Consider the following 14,983-nt stretch of genomic DNA (forward strand, 5'->3'; position numbering starts at 1 on the left):
GGGGACGCGTTCGACCGCTGGCTGTCGCGTCACGACCAGCGGGTAGGTGGTTGCCCGGTACCTATCCGGCCGCTGGCCGTCGGCGCTACAACGATGTCGCCGAGATAACCGAACTTGATGTTCACGCTGTTCCAGGTGGTGGTATCGAATTCCTGCAACTTCTCGAAGTCACCGTCCAGCTCGCCAATGAACGCGTATATCGGCGCAATCGTCGTGCCGTCCCAGACGTTCCGCGCGCCGATCAGGTAGATCGCCGAGACCGTTCCAATCAGCGCCTGCTTGGAGCGCATGTTCTGCACGACCTCGAGCGGCGCCACGCTCTTCATCCCCTGCACCGGCCGGGAGAAATGCCCCCCGATGACGTACGCCGGGTCCTTGTAGACGACGGTAAGGGTCATGCAGGTATTGATTTCCGGATAGACGATGTCCTCGCCACCTGCGTGGCAGGCACCTGTCTGGCCTTCGTTGAGTCGCATAGCTTCTTCTCCTGAACGAATTCGATGGCGGTCGCCATGGCCCGCGGCCGCCCACAAAGAGCGGCGCGTCGGACGCCGCAGCCATCGTGTCTCCTGACCAGCGCCCCTGCGCGCGAACTACCGGGCGGCTCAGAACGCGTAGACGAAATCCCCGTCCTTCACACCCACGCTCGCCCGCTCGATCGGCTTGCCGTCGATCATCCGGTTGAGGAACTCGCGGCTGATGTCCGGCAGCATCGAGTTGGTGAGGATGGCGTCGATCATGCGGCCGCCGGATTCGCTCTCGGTGCAGCGCTCGACCACCAGCTTCACCACGTCGTCGCCGTACTCGAACGGAATCCTGTAGCGGCCCTCGATGCGCTTCTTGATACGGTTGAGCTGCAGCTTGACGATCTCGCCGAGCATGGCCGGGCTGAGCGGGTAGTACGGGATGGTGACCAGTCGACCCAGCAATGCCGGCGGAAAGATCTTCAGCAGCGGCTCGCGCAGCGCCTTGGCAATACCCTCCGGCTCGGGCATCAGCTCCGGGTCCTTGCACAGGCCGGCGATCATGTCGGTGCCGGCGTTGGTGGTGAGCAGGATCAGGGTGTTCTTGAAATCGATCTGGCGACCCTCGCCGTCTTCCATCACGCCCTTGTCGAACACCTGGAAGAAGATCTCGTGCACGTCCGGGTGGGCTTTCTCCACCTCGTCCAGCAGTACCACCGAATACGGCTTGCGGCGCACCGCCTCAGTGAGCACGCCGCCTTCGCCGTAGCCGACGTAGCCGGGAGGCGCACCCTTGAGCGTGGAGACGGTGTGCGCCTCCTGGAACTCGCTCATGTTGATGGTGATGACGTTCTGCTCGCCGCCGTAGAGCGCCTCGGCCAGCGCCAGCGCGGTCTCGGTCTTGCCCACGCCAGAGGTGCCGGCAAGCATGAACACGCCGATCGGCTTGTTGGGGTTGTCCAGGCCCGCGCGCGAGGTCTGGATGCGCTTGGCGATCATCTCCATCGCGTGGTCCTGGCCGATCACTCGCTTGCCCATCAGGCCGGCGAGGTTCATCACGGTCTCCAGCTCGCTCTTGACCATGCGGCCGACCGGGATGCCGGTCCAGTCCGACACCACCGCGCCGACGGCGATCATGTCCACGGTCGGCAGGATCAGCGGGCTCTCGCCCTGCAGCTCGGCGAGCTGCGCCTGCAGGGTCTTCAGTTCCGCCAGGGCCGCGGCCCGCGCGGCATCATCGAACTCCACGGCGGTGGCCGGATCCTCGGCGACCGCCTCGGCCTCGGCGGAGGCTTCCAGCTTGCTGCCGGTACCTTCCACCGGTGCGCTGTCGCCACGCAGCTTCGCGCGGATCGCCAGGATCTGCTCCACCAGCACCTTCTCGGCCTGCCAGTCGGCTTCGAGCTTCGCCAGCCGCTCGCGCTGGATGGCCAGCTTCTCGTGCACCGACGCCTCGCGCTCGGCCACCTCCACGCCCACGGTCTTCTCGCGGGTGATGATCGCAAGCTCGGTCTCCAGTGCCTCGATGCGCTTGCGGGTGTCGTCCACTTCCGGCGGCACCGCATGCTGGCTCACCGCGACGCGGGCGCAGGCGGTGTCGAGCAGGCTGACCGACTTGTCCGGCAACTGGCGCGCGGGGATGTAGCGGTGCGACAGCTTTACCGCCGCCTCCAGCGCCTCGTCGAGAATCTGCACGCGGTGATGCTTTTCCATCGTGCTGGCGACGCCGCGCATCATCAGGATGGCCTTCTCCTCGCTCGGCTCGTCGACCTGCACGGTCTGGAAGCGGCGGGTCAGCGCGGGATCCTTCTCGATGTGCTTCTTGTACTCGGCGAAGGTGGTGGCGCCGATGGTGCGCAGGGTGCCGCGCGCCAGCGCGGGCTTGAGCAGGTTGGCCGCGTCGCCGGTGCCGGCCGCGCCGCCGGCGCCGACCAGCGTATGGGTCTCGTCGACGAACAGGATGATCGGCTTCGGGCTGGCCTGCACTTCCTCGATCACCGAGCGCAGGCGCTGCTCGAACTCGCCCTTCATGCTGGCGCCGGCCTGCAGCAGGCCCACGTCCAGCGTGCGCAGCTCCACCTCCTTCAGCGAGGGCGGCACGTCGCCGCGCACGATGCGCTGGGCGAAGCCTTCCACCACCGCGGTCTTGCCCACGCCGGCCTCGCCGACCAGGATCGGATTGTTCTGGCGGCGGCGCATGAGGATGTCGACCACCTGGCGGATCTCGTCGTCGCGACCCACGATGGGATCGAGCTTGCCGCTGCGCGCCTGCTCGGTGAGGTCCACCGTGAACTGCTTGAGCGCCTCCTGCTTGCCCATCTGCGCCGGGCCCATCGCACCGCTGGCCTCGCCCGGCACCGCACCGCCCATCTTGAAACCGTCCGACGCGGTCTGGTTGTCTTCCGGCGAGCCGGCGACGACTTCGGCGAACTGGTCGGTGAGCGTCTCCAGCTTGATCTTCTCGAACTCCTTGGAGATGCCCACCAGCACGTTGCGCAGGCTGCGCGTCTGCAGGATGCCGACGATGAGGTAACCGGTACGCACCTGCGCCTCGCCGAACATCAGCGTGGCGAACACCCAGGCGCGCTCCACCGCCTCCTCCACGTTGCTGGAGATGTCCGAGATGCTGGTGGAGCCGCGCGGCAGGCGGTCCAGCGCGTCGGTGACGTCGCGCACCAGATTGGACGGGTTGATGTTGAACTGCTTGACGATGTGGTGCAGGTCCGAGTCCTGCAGCTGCAGGATCTGATGGATCCAGTGCACCAGCTCGATGTACGGGTTGCCCCGGAGCTTGCAGAACACCGTGGCACTTTCGATGCCGCGGTAGGCGAGTTTGTTGAGCTTGCCGAACAGAGCGCTGCGGCTGATGTCTGCCATGGTGCTGGAATCCTTGCGACGTTAGCGGGTGACTCCCGCGCATCGGGCGCGGGCGTGGATCGAATGAAGGGAGCGGAGCGGGCCGGGTGGCATGCGTATCATCCGGTGGGCCGCAGCACGACGTCGTCGGCGTCGGACCGCTGGCTGCGCCGGCCGAGCCAGGTAGTGAGCCCCATGCGTCCGGCCTGGCCGAGGCGGGTCGTGGGAATTTCCTCGCGGCGCAGCACCAGCTGCACGTCCCAAGCCTTTTCCTCGCCGGCGTAGGTTTTCACCGCGGCGACCAGCTGCTCGAGCGCTTCGCCGCCCGGCAGGAAGTGGTGGAACTGCGTGCTGTCCAGCGGACCGATGCGCAGGCGGAAGCGCTGCTGCGCGCCCCACACGAACTCGCCCAGTACGGCAGTGCGCCCAAGCGACGCCATCTGTGCCGAGCCGCCGAGCCGCAGATGCGCCTCGTTCGGCAGGCGCATCCACTCGGCGACGAACTCGACCACCCGCACCGGGATGCGGAAGAAATCCTGCAGCAGCGTCTGCAGCCCCTCGGCGTTGCGCGCCTGCTGCAACAGCCGACCGGCGAAGAAGCGCTTGAAGCGATCCGGCATCGCGTCGCGGTCGGTCACGTGCGGCGTAGCCAGGCCCACCAGCGCGCCGACGTAGGTACCGAAGCGGTCCTGCTTCGGGCGGTCGTATTGCACGGTGGGCTGAGCATCGGCCCAGGCCCGGTAGAGCAGGCTCATCATCCGGTGATGGAAGATGTCGGCGAACGCGGTGAAGGTGGTGTCGCGTGCGTTGATCTGGCGATCCAGCGCGTATTCGGTCAGATGCAGCGGCAGCGCCGCATTGGGGCCGAACAACCCGAAGAACAGGCCGTGCAGGCGCGCTGGCTTGCCGTCGGCGGGCTTGTCGACGCGGTCGAGCATGCGCGGCGCGAACGCCAGCGACGGCGTATGGCACAGACGTACCGGATCTTCCGACGGCTTGGTCGACTCGCCCAGCCGCGGGTGCTGCGGATACGCGCACTCCAGCCGCCGGACCGCGTCGAAGAAATCGAAGCGCTCCGGGTGCTCGTGCAGCGCGTCCAGCAGCGCTACAGGATCTGGCGCTTGCCCAGCTGTGCCGGCCATCGGGCCACCTCGTTGCGTTCCAGGGTACGCAGCACCGTCTCGGTGAACGAGTTGACCGAGACGTAGCGCGCAAAGAAGTGCTGCATGACCGAGCCGAGCAGGAACGCACCGGTGCCCTCGAAGGCGCCGTCGTCGCAGGTGAGCGTGACCTCCAGGCCGCGCCCGAAGCTGATCGGGCCGGGCACCGGGATGCGCCGCACGATCGGCGCGGTGCTGACCGCCTTGACGCCCTCGATCTGTCGCCGCGCGCCGGAGTCGAACTCGTCGCAGTACAGCGTGAGCATCTCGCGCAGCGCCGAGGCGCCCTGCTCGCTACCCTCGCCCAGCAGCGAGGCGTAGTTGAGCTGCAGGTGGCTGAGCAATCGCCAGGCGGTTTCGCCGGTGGCGGTGGGCGCGCGTGGCTTGGTGGGGCCGGCTACGCAGCGGATCGACTGCACCGGTGCACCGGCGTCCATGGTGAAATCCGTGGCGCCCTTGCCCACCGGCATCTGCAGCGGCAGGTCGCGGTTGGTGCACAGCAGCTGCATACCGATCTGGCGCAGCGAGGTGGAGAACGGCGCATCGCGCGCGTCGACCAGCGAAATGAACATCTCGTTGCCGATGTAGCTCGATCGCGCACCGTGCAGCTGTTGGCGTGCCGAGAGCAGGCGCGGTTCGCGGCGCACCGTGTAGAAGGCCGCCGCGCCGCTGTGCCAGGTGCGCTCGTCGCAGCCATAGAACGGCTGGAAGCGCAGCTCCGGCTCCTGCCGATCGCCGAAACCTTCCACCTCGCTGATCGAGTGGATCTCGAAGTCCATCGGCCGGGTGCGATCGGCCAGCACGTGGTACTCGGTCTTGCCGGCCTGCAGGTGGATGCGGTCGGCGCGGCGCTGGAACAGGTTGATCGCGGGCGTGCAGAACAGCCGGAAGTTGCCAGCATCCACTGCGTTGTGCAGGCGGGCGATGCTGCGATCGAACAGCACGTCGATCTCGAACTCGTTGCCCTGCGAGCGGGCCAGCACAGACCGCAGTCCGGTGAACTCGGCGAACAGGAAGCGCTCGGGGCAGGCAAAGTATTCCTGCAGCAGCCGGTAGCCGCTGAAGGAACGCGCCGTGTAGGGAATCAGCGCCTCGCTATCGTCGAAACCGCGGGTGTGGATGGCGTCGGCCGGGAACGTCGTGGCGAGCATGCCGCCGGACGGGCCCGGCGCCCGCACCACGTAGCCCACGGCGTTGCCCAGCAGTTGCTCGTACAAACGCTTGGGCAACTCGTCGGCGCCGGCGATGAACACCGGCAGCTTGTCCAGCGCCAGCGCATGGGCGGGCGCGCCGGCGGTGACACGGAATTTCAACCGCAGGCCAGCCCGTACCGCCTTGCCCTCGGGCATCGGCACACCGGCCGCCGCCAGCGCCGCGGGCGTCTCGAAATACTTGGCCTCGGCCAACTCCAGCGGCCACAACGTGACGTCGTGGGCGGTGCGGTACTCGCAGGCGGTACGATCGTCGCGACCGGTCTGGCTGCGCAGCGCGGTGTGCCTGGGCACCGTGTGGCCGGCCACCAGCGCCGCTTCTTTCAGATCGGGCTGCAGCTGCACCACGGCCATCGACGGCACCGGCGCGAGGTAATGCGGGTAGACCATTTCCAGCAGATGCTGGGTGAACACCGGGTACTGCGCATCGAGCTTGAGCTGTACGCGCGCGGCGAGAAACGCAAAGCCCTCCAGCAACCGCTCGACGTACGGGTCGGCGCACTCGAAGCCTTCCAGCCCCAGCCGTCCGGCGATCTTGGGATATTCGCGCGCGAACTCGCCGCCCATCTCGCGGACGTGCTGCAGCTCGCGGTTGTAGTAGCGCACCAGGCGCGGATCCATGCTCATCAGCCGAACCCTTCGGAGACGCGAAACGTGCCGGTTTCCAGGTCCACCTCGGTCTTCAGGTAGAGCTTCAGCGGGATCGGCTGCGCCCACATCTCCGACTCGATGTTGAACACCAGCGACTGCCGGTCCATACGCGTGCTGTCGGTGTTCACCGTGACGCGCAGGGTGCTGGCGGTGAGCCGCGGTTCGAACGCCAGAATCGCCGCGCGCAACTGCCGCTGCAGCGTCGCTGCGTCGACGCCGGACAGCGCCGTGCCGGTGAGGTCGGGGATGCCGAAGTTGACCACCGAACGGGCCACCTCGGGGTAGTCGGCCAGCTCCTCTTCGTCACCGAGGTTGACGCAGTTGAGCAGCCAGGCGATGTCGCGGGTCACGCACTCGCGCAGGCGGTTGGCGGTGATCACTCGCTTGTCGCGGCTCTCGTCGTGCTTGCCCGGCTCGTCGTCGGTCAGCCGGTCCAGCAACGAGGGTTGCAGGCGCTCCTGGGTGGTCAGCTCGGCCATGGGGCGCGCGTTCCGTCAGCCCACGTCGAACGTGATGGAGCGGACATCGAGCAGCGGATATTCGCCGGCGTCGGTCGCCAGCATGCGCTGCCCCTGGGCCACCTGGAAATCGTCGCCAAGGTCGAGCCAGTCGGTACGCCGGGCCAGCACGATCTCACCGTCGGCAGCGCGATCGGCTCCGGGGTAGCGGGCAGGCACGAAGCCGACCGCCTGGCCACCGTTGGCCCAGGTGATCTGCACCGGTGCCCAGATCTTGTCGCGCAGGTCGCTCGGCGCCTCGAAGGTGAGCTCCTTGATGCGCGAGAACGGCGCCCAGGCGTAGCCACTCTTGGTGATCACTTCCAGGCAGGGGCCGAAGCGTGGATCGGCATCGGCCATCCAGTCGAACGCAGCGCCATCGACGCTGCCGCCGACCGCCTCGGCTTGCTCGAACGCTTGCTCGCGCAACGCGCTGGCCTGCGCATGGCGGCCTTCGGCATTGAGCTTGAGCGCCTGCAGCAAGAGCGCCACCCACTGCGCCGGCTCGCCGATGATGACCGGCGCGCGCCGGCCCTCAAGCACCTCGACGCGCTCGCGTTCACCGGTCAACGCCACGTTGTAGGCACCGACCATCAAGGCATTGAGCGGATCCAGTTCGCCAGCCACGGTGAGCTGGTTCTGGGCCCGCTCCCACTGCCCCAGCAGCGCGAGCATCTGGAACAGGAAGACCCGGCGCTTGCCATCCGCCGGGTTGGCCCGCACCTGCGCGGTGAGGGCTTGCAGCGCCTCGTCCAGCCGGCCTTCCTTGAGCATGTTCTCGGGAGTGTTATCCACGCAAAAGCCTTGGTTGACGGGAGGGACGAGGACGCTGCACCGAAGCCCTTAGGCCGCGGCGACCTTCTGCATGTCGTAGGTGAAGTCCTTGGCGCCGCCGAGCTTGGCGCCCTTGTCGTCCTGCGGCTGGAAGGAGTACTTGAACTTGCCGAAGTGCAGGGTGATGTTCTCGGTCAGACGGTCTTCGCCGCCGCTGCCGCCGGTGGAGTACGAGGTCACCAGGATGCCCTCGCTCAGCTCCAGCGTGAGGAAGTCGGTCTGCTCGCCGGTGGCGTTGGTGACGTACAGCCACGCCTGGTCGATGCGACCGCCCGTGCACACCGCGTTGAGCAGCGCGTTGGAGCAGCTGTCGACGTACTTGGTGATGGAAATGTCCTGCACGTTGGCCTTGCCGCCGCTGGCGCCCGAGCCGCCGTGCAGGTCGCCGGTGTTGCTGGCGCCCCACGACCAGGCGAGGATCGGAACCTCACCCGTGTGCTTGGCGTGCTTGGACGAGCCCTCGATCTTGACCTTGCCCGAGCCGAACTTGATGTGCATGTCGAATGCCATGGAACCTCTCCTCGATCACCTGTGATGGATGGATGACGCCGTTCGGGAACGTCCCCGCACCGGTCGATCCGTGGTTGACGCCTTGTTGCGTGGGGACAAACGCCGGCCGACGGCCGTCGTGAACATCGCCCGGGAAGCGACCGCCCCCTGTCGCACCCTTGTGTCGCAGTCTTGCCGCAGTACCAACGCGCAAGCCGCGGCGTGCCGCGGCTTGCGCGCGTTAGATCAGGCCTTGGCCGCGGACGGCAGGCGCGAGACCAGCCGCAGCGACACGGTGAGACCTTCCAGCTGGTAGTGCGGCTTGAGGAAGAACTTCGAGGTGTAGTACCCCGGAGCGCCCTCCACCTCTTCCACCACCACTTCGGCGGCCGACAGCGGCTTGCGCGCCTTGGTCTCCTCGCTGGAGTTCACCGGGTCACCGTCGACGTAGTTCATGACCCAGTTGGTCAGCCAGCTCTGCATCTGGTCGCGACTGGAGAACGAACCGATCTTGTCGCGCACGATGCACTTCAGGTAATGCGCGAAGCGGCTCGCGGCGAACAGGTACGGCAGGCGGCAGCTCAGCGCGGCGTTGGCGGTGGCATCCGGGTTGTCGTACTCCTCCGGCTTGGCCAGCGACTGCGCGCTGATGAAGGCGGCCATGTCCGAGTTCTTGCGGTGGACCAGCGGCATCAGGCCCATCTTGTCCAGCTCGGCCGAGCGGCGATCGGTGATCGCGATCTCGGTGGGGCACTTCATGTCTACGCCACCGTCGTCGCTGGGGAAGGCGTGCACCGGCAGGCCTTCCACCGCACCGCCCGACTCGATGCCGCGGATGCGCGAGCACCAGCCGTATTCCTTGAACGAGCGGTTGATATTCACCGCCATTGCATAGGCGGCGTTCTGCCAGGTGTACTTGGACGAGTCGGCCCCGGAGGTGTCTTCCTCGAAGTTGAACTCTTCCACCGGGTTGGTGGCCGCGCCGTACGGCAGGCGGGCCAGCGTGCGCGGCATAGTGAGGCCGATGTACTTGGCGTCTTCGGACTCGCGCAGCGAACGCCAGGCGGCGTAATCCGGGGTGGAGAAGATCTTGGCCAGATCGCGGGGGTTCGCCAGCTCGTTCCAGTTGTCCATGCCCATCAGGGTGGAGTTGGCTGCGGCAATGAACGGCGCGTGCGCTGCTGCTGCCACCTGGGCGATGCCGCCGAGCATCTCCACGTCGGGCGGGCTGTGATCGAAGTAGTAGTCGCCAACCAGGCAGCCGTACGGCTCACCACCGAGCTGGCCGTATTCCTCTTCGTACATCTTCTTGAAGATCGGGCTCTGGTCCCAGGCGGTGCCCTTGTAGCGCTTGAGCGTCTTGCCCAGCTCCTTCTTGGAGATGTTCATCACGCGGATCTTCAACTGCTGATCCGTCTCGGTGTTGTTCACCAGATGATGCAGGCCGCGCCAGGCGCTCTCCAGCTTCTGGAAATCTTCGTGGTGCATGACCAGGTTCAGCTGCTCGCTGATCTTGCGGTCAAGCTCGGCCACGTAGGCGTTGATGGTCTGGGTGACGTCGTCGGAGACGATGTCCGACTTGCTCAGCACCTGCTCGGCCAGCGTGCGGACGGCCGACTCGACCTCTTCCTTCGCGCGCTCGCTCTTGGGCTTGAATTCCTTGCTCAGCAGCGCGGCGAAATCGCCCGCTTCGACGGTGGAGGTTGCACCGCCGGTTTCGGCCAGTTTCTCGGTTGCCATGTGTGCTTACTCCCCGTCCTTGTCGTCGCCGGGCTTGGGCGCCGACACCAGTGATTGCAGCAATGCCGGATCGTTGATCGCCTGGGCGATGAGCTTTTCGGCACCGGCCTTGCCGTCCATGTAGGTGCCAAGGTTGGCCAGTTGGGTGCGCGCCTCGAGCAGCTTGGCGACTGAGCTCACCTTGCGTGCCACGGCGGCAGGCGAGAAGTCGTCCATGCTTTCGAAGGTGATATCCACGTTGAGGCTGCCCTCGCCCGTCAGCGTGTTGGGCACGGCGAAGGAGACGCGCGGCTTCATCGACTGCAGGCGCTGATCGAAGTTGTCCACGTCGATCTCCAGCGCCTTGCGATCCTCGATCGCCGGCAGCTCGGCGTTGTTGGCGCCGGACAGATCCGACATCACGCCCATCACGAAGGGCACCTGCACCTTTTTCTGGGCGCCGTAGACCTCTACGTCGTACTCGATCTGCACGCGCGGCGCGCGATTCCTGGCGATGAATTTCTGACTGCTTTGCTTGGCCATGCTTGTGTCTCCTTAGAACAGGGTCTACCGGTGATGAGGACGGATCGAGGCCACGGTTGACGCAGCCATGCGCTCGCCGCGGTACCCCGCCGCAAACGCGATGCTTGACGTCATCCCATGTCCCCCTGGCTGCAGATGTGGAACCGGTCGCCATCGGCGACCCTGACAAGCACGGCACCGCCTTACGCGAACCCTCGCCGGGCGGTTGCAAGCCCTTCCATGGAGTTAGTGCGCACCGGCACGAACGAACTGGTCAGGGCCATCTTTCGTGCATTCAGCTAAAGTTCAGTGAATGCAAAGAAGCGCACGGAGGCAGCCGCGCGACCGGGGATCGCGCGGCATGGGTCACGTCGGAGGGGGAGGCTCGGCCGCGACGGGCCAAGCTGAGATCAGCCTTGCAGTTCCCGCTGCAGCCAGGCTCGGGCGAGACGCCATTCGCGCTGCACGGTTGCCGGCGAGATGCCCATGGCCGTGCCGATCTGCTCGGCCGTCAGGCCGACGAAGAAGCGCATCGACACGATGTTGGCCTGACGCGGGTCGATCTGTTCCAGCGCTTCCATGCACTCCAGCAGGGCGGCGTAGTCCACCTCGTGGGTGAGCGCGCCGGAGATCTCCGACAGCTCGATGCGATCAACCGACTGCGGCCGCTTCGACGCCTGCCGGCGGCGCGCGGCGTCGATGAGCACCTCGCGCATCGCACGCGCAGCCACGCCAAGCAGGTGCCCGCGATTCTCCCAGGCCGGCGAACCGCTGCCGCCGAATACCTTCAGGTAGGCCTCGTTGACCAGTGCGGTGGCGCTCAGGGTGCGTTCGCTGGAATTCTGGCGCAGCTGCGCGCCTGCCAGCCGGTGCAGCGCGGCATACATCTGCCGCAGGGCTTCGTCCATGGCGTCCGGATCGCCTGCCTGCGCCGAGTGCAGCAGGCGGGTCACTTCGGATTGTTTATCCATCACGTTCATACATGCATCGATCCTGGTCAGTGCATGGCCATGCGGGTGTCCGAAGCGCACGATGCGCCCACCATTGCTGCGCCCAGGCCATGGCGCGCCTGCGACTCCAGTTGCCGCAAGGCCTGCGAACGGCGGCTACAGATGCCCCATCGCGTATCCGATTGTGCCGCTGTCGTGGCCGCCAATGAAGCGGCCTGCTGAAATTCGCCGTTGGCCACGTCCAGACGCACGGCAAGCAGTTGCGCATCGATCGCCGCCCCACTGGGCAGCGCCAGCCCCACACTTTCGTTGAAGCCGCGCAGCGCGTCCAGCCACACCCTGCCCTGGCGACGGTTGCCCAGCGCCAGCGAGGCCTGACCGAGGCCGGAAAGGCTGGTCGCGTAGCTCTCCGGTGAGGTTTTCTGCTCGCGCTCGCCGAGCAGGTCGCGCGCGCGACGGAACTGCTCCAGGGCGCGCGCCGCCTGCCCGCGCTGCAGGGCGACCGTGCCGGTCAGGTTGAGGGCGTCGGCCAGATTCGTGCTGGCCCACGCCGAGCCACTGGCCACGCGCTGGCGCATCGCATCGAGGTGCGGCAGCACGATCGCCTCGGCGTCGGCGTAGCGCTGCATCTCGAGGTACTGCCCGGCCAGCGCATCGAGGGTATTGAAATAGAAATCGGGCGTGTCGGCGGCGTAGTCGCCGGCGATGCGGCTGGCGCGCTCCAGCGCCTGAACCGCGTCGCTGGTGCGCCCCATCTGCGCCAGCGCTCCGCCGAAATAGCTCAGCAAGGCGGCCAGCGATGGGCTGGGCGTGCCGATCAGCGCATCGTAGTCGGCCAGCGCGCGGCGGAAGCCGTCCAGCGCCTGTTGCGGCTGCGTGCGCAGGGACACCAGCGCTTCGACGAAGCGGTAGTACAGCTGGTTGGTGTCGTCGGTGACGAACAGCTTGCCGGCCTCGCGCACCGCTCGCTGCGCCACCGCGATCGCCTGCGCATCCTGCCCCTGCGCGCCCTGAGTGAGCGCCAGCACCGCGAGCGCCTGCAGATGCAGTTCGGGCTCATGACGCTCCGGATGGCGCTCCAGCCTGACGATGATCGCCTCGATCTGACGGCGCACATCATCCAGCGCGATGTCCTGCACCCCCAGATGGTTGTAGAGCTGGTTTATCTGCACGCGCAGGATCGCGTCCGCGTGGTTGCCCGGCGCACTGGACAACAGCTCGATCGCCCGCGCATTGGCGGGGATCGCCGACAGCTCATCGAGCATCGTGGAGTAGCCGCGCCCCAGCGCCGCGTACACCTGGCCACGCTCGAGCGCGCCGGGCTCGTAGGCGCGCTGCAGTTCGATCGCCTGTTTCATCAGCGCCACGGCGTTCGCACCCAGGCTGAGCTGGTTGTACGAGCGTGCCATCGACAGCAGCAGGCGCACGCGCACCGCCGGAGCGATGTCGGTGCGCCGCGCCAGGGTGGCGGCGCCACGATCAAGCACCTGGCGCACGGTGACGTGGCTGCCGCCAGCATGGGTGGGATCGGCGTTCTCGAACAGCTCCTGCATGAAGTCGGCGATCGCCTGCGTCTTGTCGCGTTCCAGCTCAACCCGGTGCAATTGCGTGTTCCGCTCGACCGCGAAGCCCACCAGCATCGCCAGCATCACCGCCGCCACGCCCAGGCCGACACGATGGCGGCGCAGGTACAAGCCCATCCGGTACCAGCGATGACCTCGCCGCGCCCGTACCGGGCGCAGGTCGAGGAAGCTCTCCAGATCGGCCACCATTTCGCCCACGGTGGCGTAGCGCTCGGCCGGGTTCCGCCGCAGCGCCTTCATCACGATGGCGTCGATGTCCGGCGGCACCGCGCGGTTGGGATTGATCGCGACGGCCGATTCGCGGCGCAGGCGCCGGCTCGGCGGTAGCACGCGCCCGGTCACAATGGCATTGGAGATATCCAGCGGTGAATCGCTCTCCGCATTGCCGAAAGGCCGCTCGCCACAGACCAGCTGGTACAGCACCACGCCCAGCGACCACACGTCCGCACGCGTGCCCAGCGGCTCGCCACGGACCTGCTCGGGGCTCGCGTAGGCCAGCGTGAGCGCACGCTGCATGGTCATCGTCTGCGCGCTGGCCACCCCGCCCATGTGATCGAGCAGGCGGGCGATGCCGAAATCCAGCAGCTTTGGCTCGCCATCGGCGGTCACCAGGATGTTCGCCGGCTTGATGTCGCGGTGAATGACCAGCCGCTCGTGCGCATGCCGCACCGCCGCGCACACCTTGAGAAACAGCACCACCCGACGGCGCAGCGGCAGCTGGTGCCGCTCGCACCATTGATCGATGCGCTCGCCCTGGACGAACTCCAGCGCGAGGAACGGGCGGCCGTCGCGCGTGCTGCCGCCGTCGATCAGGTGGGCGATACCCGGATGGTTGAGCGAGCCGAGGATGCGCCGCTCCTCGGCGAAGCGCCGACGCACGCCGGGCGCCAGCAGGCTGCCGCTGTTGATGAACTTGAGGGCGACGCGCTGGCGGATCTCTTCCGGCGTGCCCTCGTCGATGACGCGCTCGGCCAGGTACACCACACCCATGCCGCCCTCGCCCAGCTGGCGCACGAGCCGGTATTGGCAGGCACCGGCACCGGCCACGCTCGATCCGCTGGCATCGTGCAGGTCGCCCAGCAGGGGCAGCAGCAGCGGGGCCTCGCTGGTGTCGTCGGCTGCCTCGAGCATCCACAGCACTTCGTCGCGTAGCGCCTCGTCGCCACCGCAGGCGGCGTCGACATAGGCATCCCGCTGCGCAGCATCCAGCTCCATCGCTGCAAAGGCGATCGGCTTGGCGCGCGCGTAGCGGTGCCTGCGTGCCTCGTTCATGCAGTTCCCCCTGCCGTGACGCCGGGCCAGCGTCAGCTCTCAAGTATAAGCACGGCGGCGCGACCGCCGCACGGCGCACCCACCGTACCTATAGGTATGGCATCGATCGCCGGCGCCGGTGCGCGCCGTCACGCTTCCACGTCGCCAACGCCAGCGCGCAGGCCCTTTGCCACGCCAAGCGGCTATTCTTCGCCGATGCCGCGTCCCGACGTGGCCTCATCCCGCCACCCACCCCGGAGTCCGCATGAAACTGTTGCGCCATGCCGCCCTCGCCGCCGCCCTGCTGGTGGCCGGTCCGACCTTCGCCGCCGACGTGAGCATGGCCAACGGTGCGATCACCTTCAGCACGCCGGACAACTGGATGGGCATCATGGAGACGCAGGGCGATCCGGAGGTGCGGGTGTTCCAGGTGCCCGATCCGTCGCCGACCGCGAGCAACACGCTGGCGCGCGTCAGCGTGACGGTGAAGCAGGTGGGCGACATCGGCGGCTACCAGCGCTACGTCAGCGACGCCAATGCCAAGGCGCAGGCCCTGCCCGGCTATCAGCCGATCCGCGGCGTCAGCAATTCCAACGGCCCGAACGACTACCTCTACACCGCCAAGGAAAGCGGCGAGACCATCGCCTACGTCGAGCACTACTGGTTCCGTGACGGTCGCGCGATCCAGTTGCGCTGCCTGCGTCCGGCTTCGACCCAGGCGGGCGCCGCGTGGCAGGCGGCGTTCGACAAGGGCTGCAACGACGTAGCCAATAGTCTGGCCCGCTGACCCGGGCGC

General features: G+C 67.2%; 12 protein-coding genes. 1 reads left to right on the top strand and 11 read right to left on the bottom strand.

Annotated features, from left to right (window positions below):
* Positions 1-29: 29 nt before the first annotated feature.
* From ACTHJF_RS13775 to ACTHJF_RS13825, 11 genes are all read right to left on the bottom strand, one after another.
* Positions 30-476: a hypothetical protein gene (locus ACTHJF_RS13775; protein WP_440255623.1), complete on the bottom strand. Its 447-nt coding sequence runs from the start codon at positions 474-476 to the stop codon at positions 30-32.
* 129 nt (positions 477-605) lie between these two features.
* Positions 606-3,341 carry a type VI secretion system ATPase TssH gene (gene tssH, locus ACTHJF_RS13780; RefSeq protein WP_440267610.1) on the bottom strand — a complete coding sequence of 912 codons (2,736 nt, stop codon included), beginning with the start codon at positions 3,339-3,341 and terminating at the stop codon, positions 606-608.
* 98 nt (positions 3,342-3,439) lie between these two features.
* The gene (tssG, locus tag ACTHJF_RS13785) at positions 3,440-4,462 is read right to left on the bottom strand and encodes a type VI secretion system baseplate subunit TssG (protein ID WP_440267611.1); all 1,023 of its coding nucleotides are present in this window, start codon (positions 4,460-4,462) and stop codon (positions 3,440-3,442) included.
* The gene (gene tssF / locus ACTHJF_RS13790; protein WP_440267728.1) at positions 4,426-6,312 is read right to left on the bottom strand and encodes a type VI secretion system baseplate subunit TssF; all 1,887 of its coding nucleotides are present in this window, start codon (positions 6,310-6,312) and stop codon (positions 4,426-4,428) included. Before tssF ends, tssG begins: the two co-directional genes overlap by 37 nt.
* A gap of 5 nt (positions 6,313-6,317) precedes the next feature.
* Entirely contained in the window at positions 6,318-6,821 is a 504-nt protein-coding gene (gene tssE, locus ACTHJF_RS13795) for a type VI secretion system baseplate subunit TssE (protein ID WP_440267612.1), read from the bottom strand.
* A gap of 15 nt (positions 6,822-6,836) precedes the next feature.
* Positions 6,837-7,634, bottom strand: a complete 798-nt coding sequence (locus ACTHJF_RS13800) for a type VI secretion system accessory protein TagJ (RefSeq protein WP_440267613.1) — start codon at positions 7,632-7,634, stop codon at positions 6,837-6,839.
* 48 nt (positions 7,635-7,682) lie between these two features.
* The gene (locus ACTHJF_RS13805; RefSeq protein WP_431636338.1) at positions 7,683-8,183 is read right to left on the bottom strand and encodes an Hcp family type VI secretion system effector; all 501 of its coding nucleotides are present in this window, start codon (positions 8,181-8,183) and stop codon (positions 7,683-7,685) included.
* A 225-nt stretch (positions 8,184-8,408) separates the two neighbouring features.
* A complete protein-coding gene (gene tssC, locus ACTHJF_RS13810; RefSeq protein ID WP_431636337.1) occupies positions 8,409-9,902 on the bottom strand; it encodes a type VI secretion system contractile sheath large subunit in 1,494 nt (497 codons plus the stop codon).
* Positions 9,903-9,908: 6 nt separating this feature from the next.
* Entirely contained in the window at positions 9,909-10,424 is a 516-nt protein-coding gene (tssB, locus tag ACTHJF_RS13815) for a type VI secretion system contractile sheath small subunit (RefSeq protein WP_440267614.1), read from the bottom strand.
* A gap of 389 nt (positions 10,425-10,813) precedes the next feature.
* On the bottom strand, positions 10,814-11,374 hold the full coding sequence (locus ACTHJF_RS13820; protein ID WP_431636335.1) for an ECF-type sigma factor: 561 nt from the start codon (positions 11,372-11,374) through the stop codon (positions 10,814-10,816).
* A gap of 26 nt (positions 11,375-11,400) precedes the next feature.
* Entirely contained in the window at positions 11,401-14,208 is a 2,808-nt protein-coding gene (locus tag ACTHJF_RS13825; protein WP_440267615.1) for a protein kinase domain-containing protein, read from the bottom strand.
* A gap of 244 nt (positions 14,209-14,452) precedes the next feature.
* Between ACTHJF_RS13825 and ACTHJF_RS13830 the strand changes: the two genes are divergently transcribed.
* Positions 14,453-14,974, top strand: coding sequence for a hypothetical protein (locus tag ACTHJF_RS13830; protein WP_440267616.1), 522 nt, complete (start codon positions 14,453-14,455; stop codon positions 14,972-14,974).
* Positions 14,975-14,983: the final 9 nt, after the last annotated feature.

Origin of the sequence: Dyella sp., from assembly GCF_051962475.1 — a bacterium.
Lineage (GTDB): Bacteria > Pseudomonadota > Gammaproteobacteria > Xanthomonadales > Rhodanobacteraceae > Dyella_A.

Coding starts and splice junctions, on each gene's coding strand:
- ACTHJF_RS13775 (WP_440255623.1), bottom strand. CDS start 476: ATGCGACTCAACGAAGGCCAGACAGGTGCCTGCCACGCAGGTGGCGAG.
- tssH (WP_440267610.1), bottom strand. CDS start 3,341: ATGGCAGACATCAGCCGCAGCGCTCTGTTCGGCAAGCTCAACAAACTC.
- tssG (WP_440267611.1), bottom strand. CDS start 4,462: ATGGCCGGCACAGCTGGGCAAGCGCCAGATCCTGTAGCGCTGCTGGAC.
- tssF (WP_440267728.1), bottom strand. CDS start 6,312: ATGGATCCGCGCCTGGTGCGCTACTACAACCGCGAGCTGCAGCACGTC.
- tssE (WP_440267612.1), bottom strand. CDS start 6,821: ATGGCCGAGCTGACCACCCAGGAGCGCCTGCAACCCTCGTTGCTGGAC.
- ACTHJF_RS13805 (WP_431636338.1), bottom strand. CDS start 8,183: ATGGCATTCGACATGCACATCAAGTTCGGCTCGGGCAAGGTCAAGATC.
- tssC (WP_431636337.1), bottom strand. CDS start 9,902: ATGGCAACCGAGAAACTGGCCGAAACCGGCGGTGCAACCTCCACCGTC.
- tssB (WP_440267614.1), bottom strand. CDS start 10,424: ATGGCCAAGCAAAGCAGTCAGAAATTCATCGCCAGGAATCGCGCGCCG.
- ACTHJF_RS13820 (WP_431636335.1), bottom strand. CDS start 11,374: ATGGATAAACAATCCGAAGTGACCCGCCTGCTGCACTCGGCGCAGGCA.
- ACTHJF_RS13825 (WP_440267615.1), bottom strand. CDS start 14,208: ATGAACGAGGCACGCAGGCACCGCTACGCGCGCGCCAAGCCGATCGCC.
- ACTHJF_RS13830 (WP_440267616.1), top strand. CDS start 14,453: ATGAAACTGTTGCGCCATGCCGCCCTCGCCGCCGCCCTGCTGGTGGCC.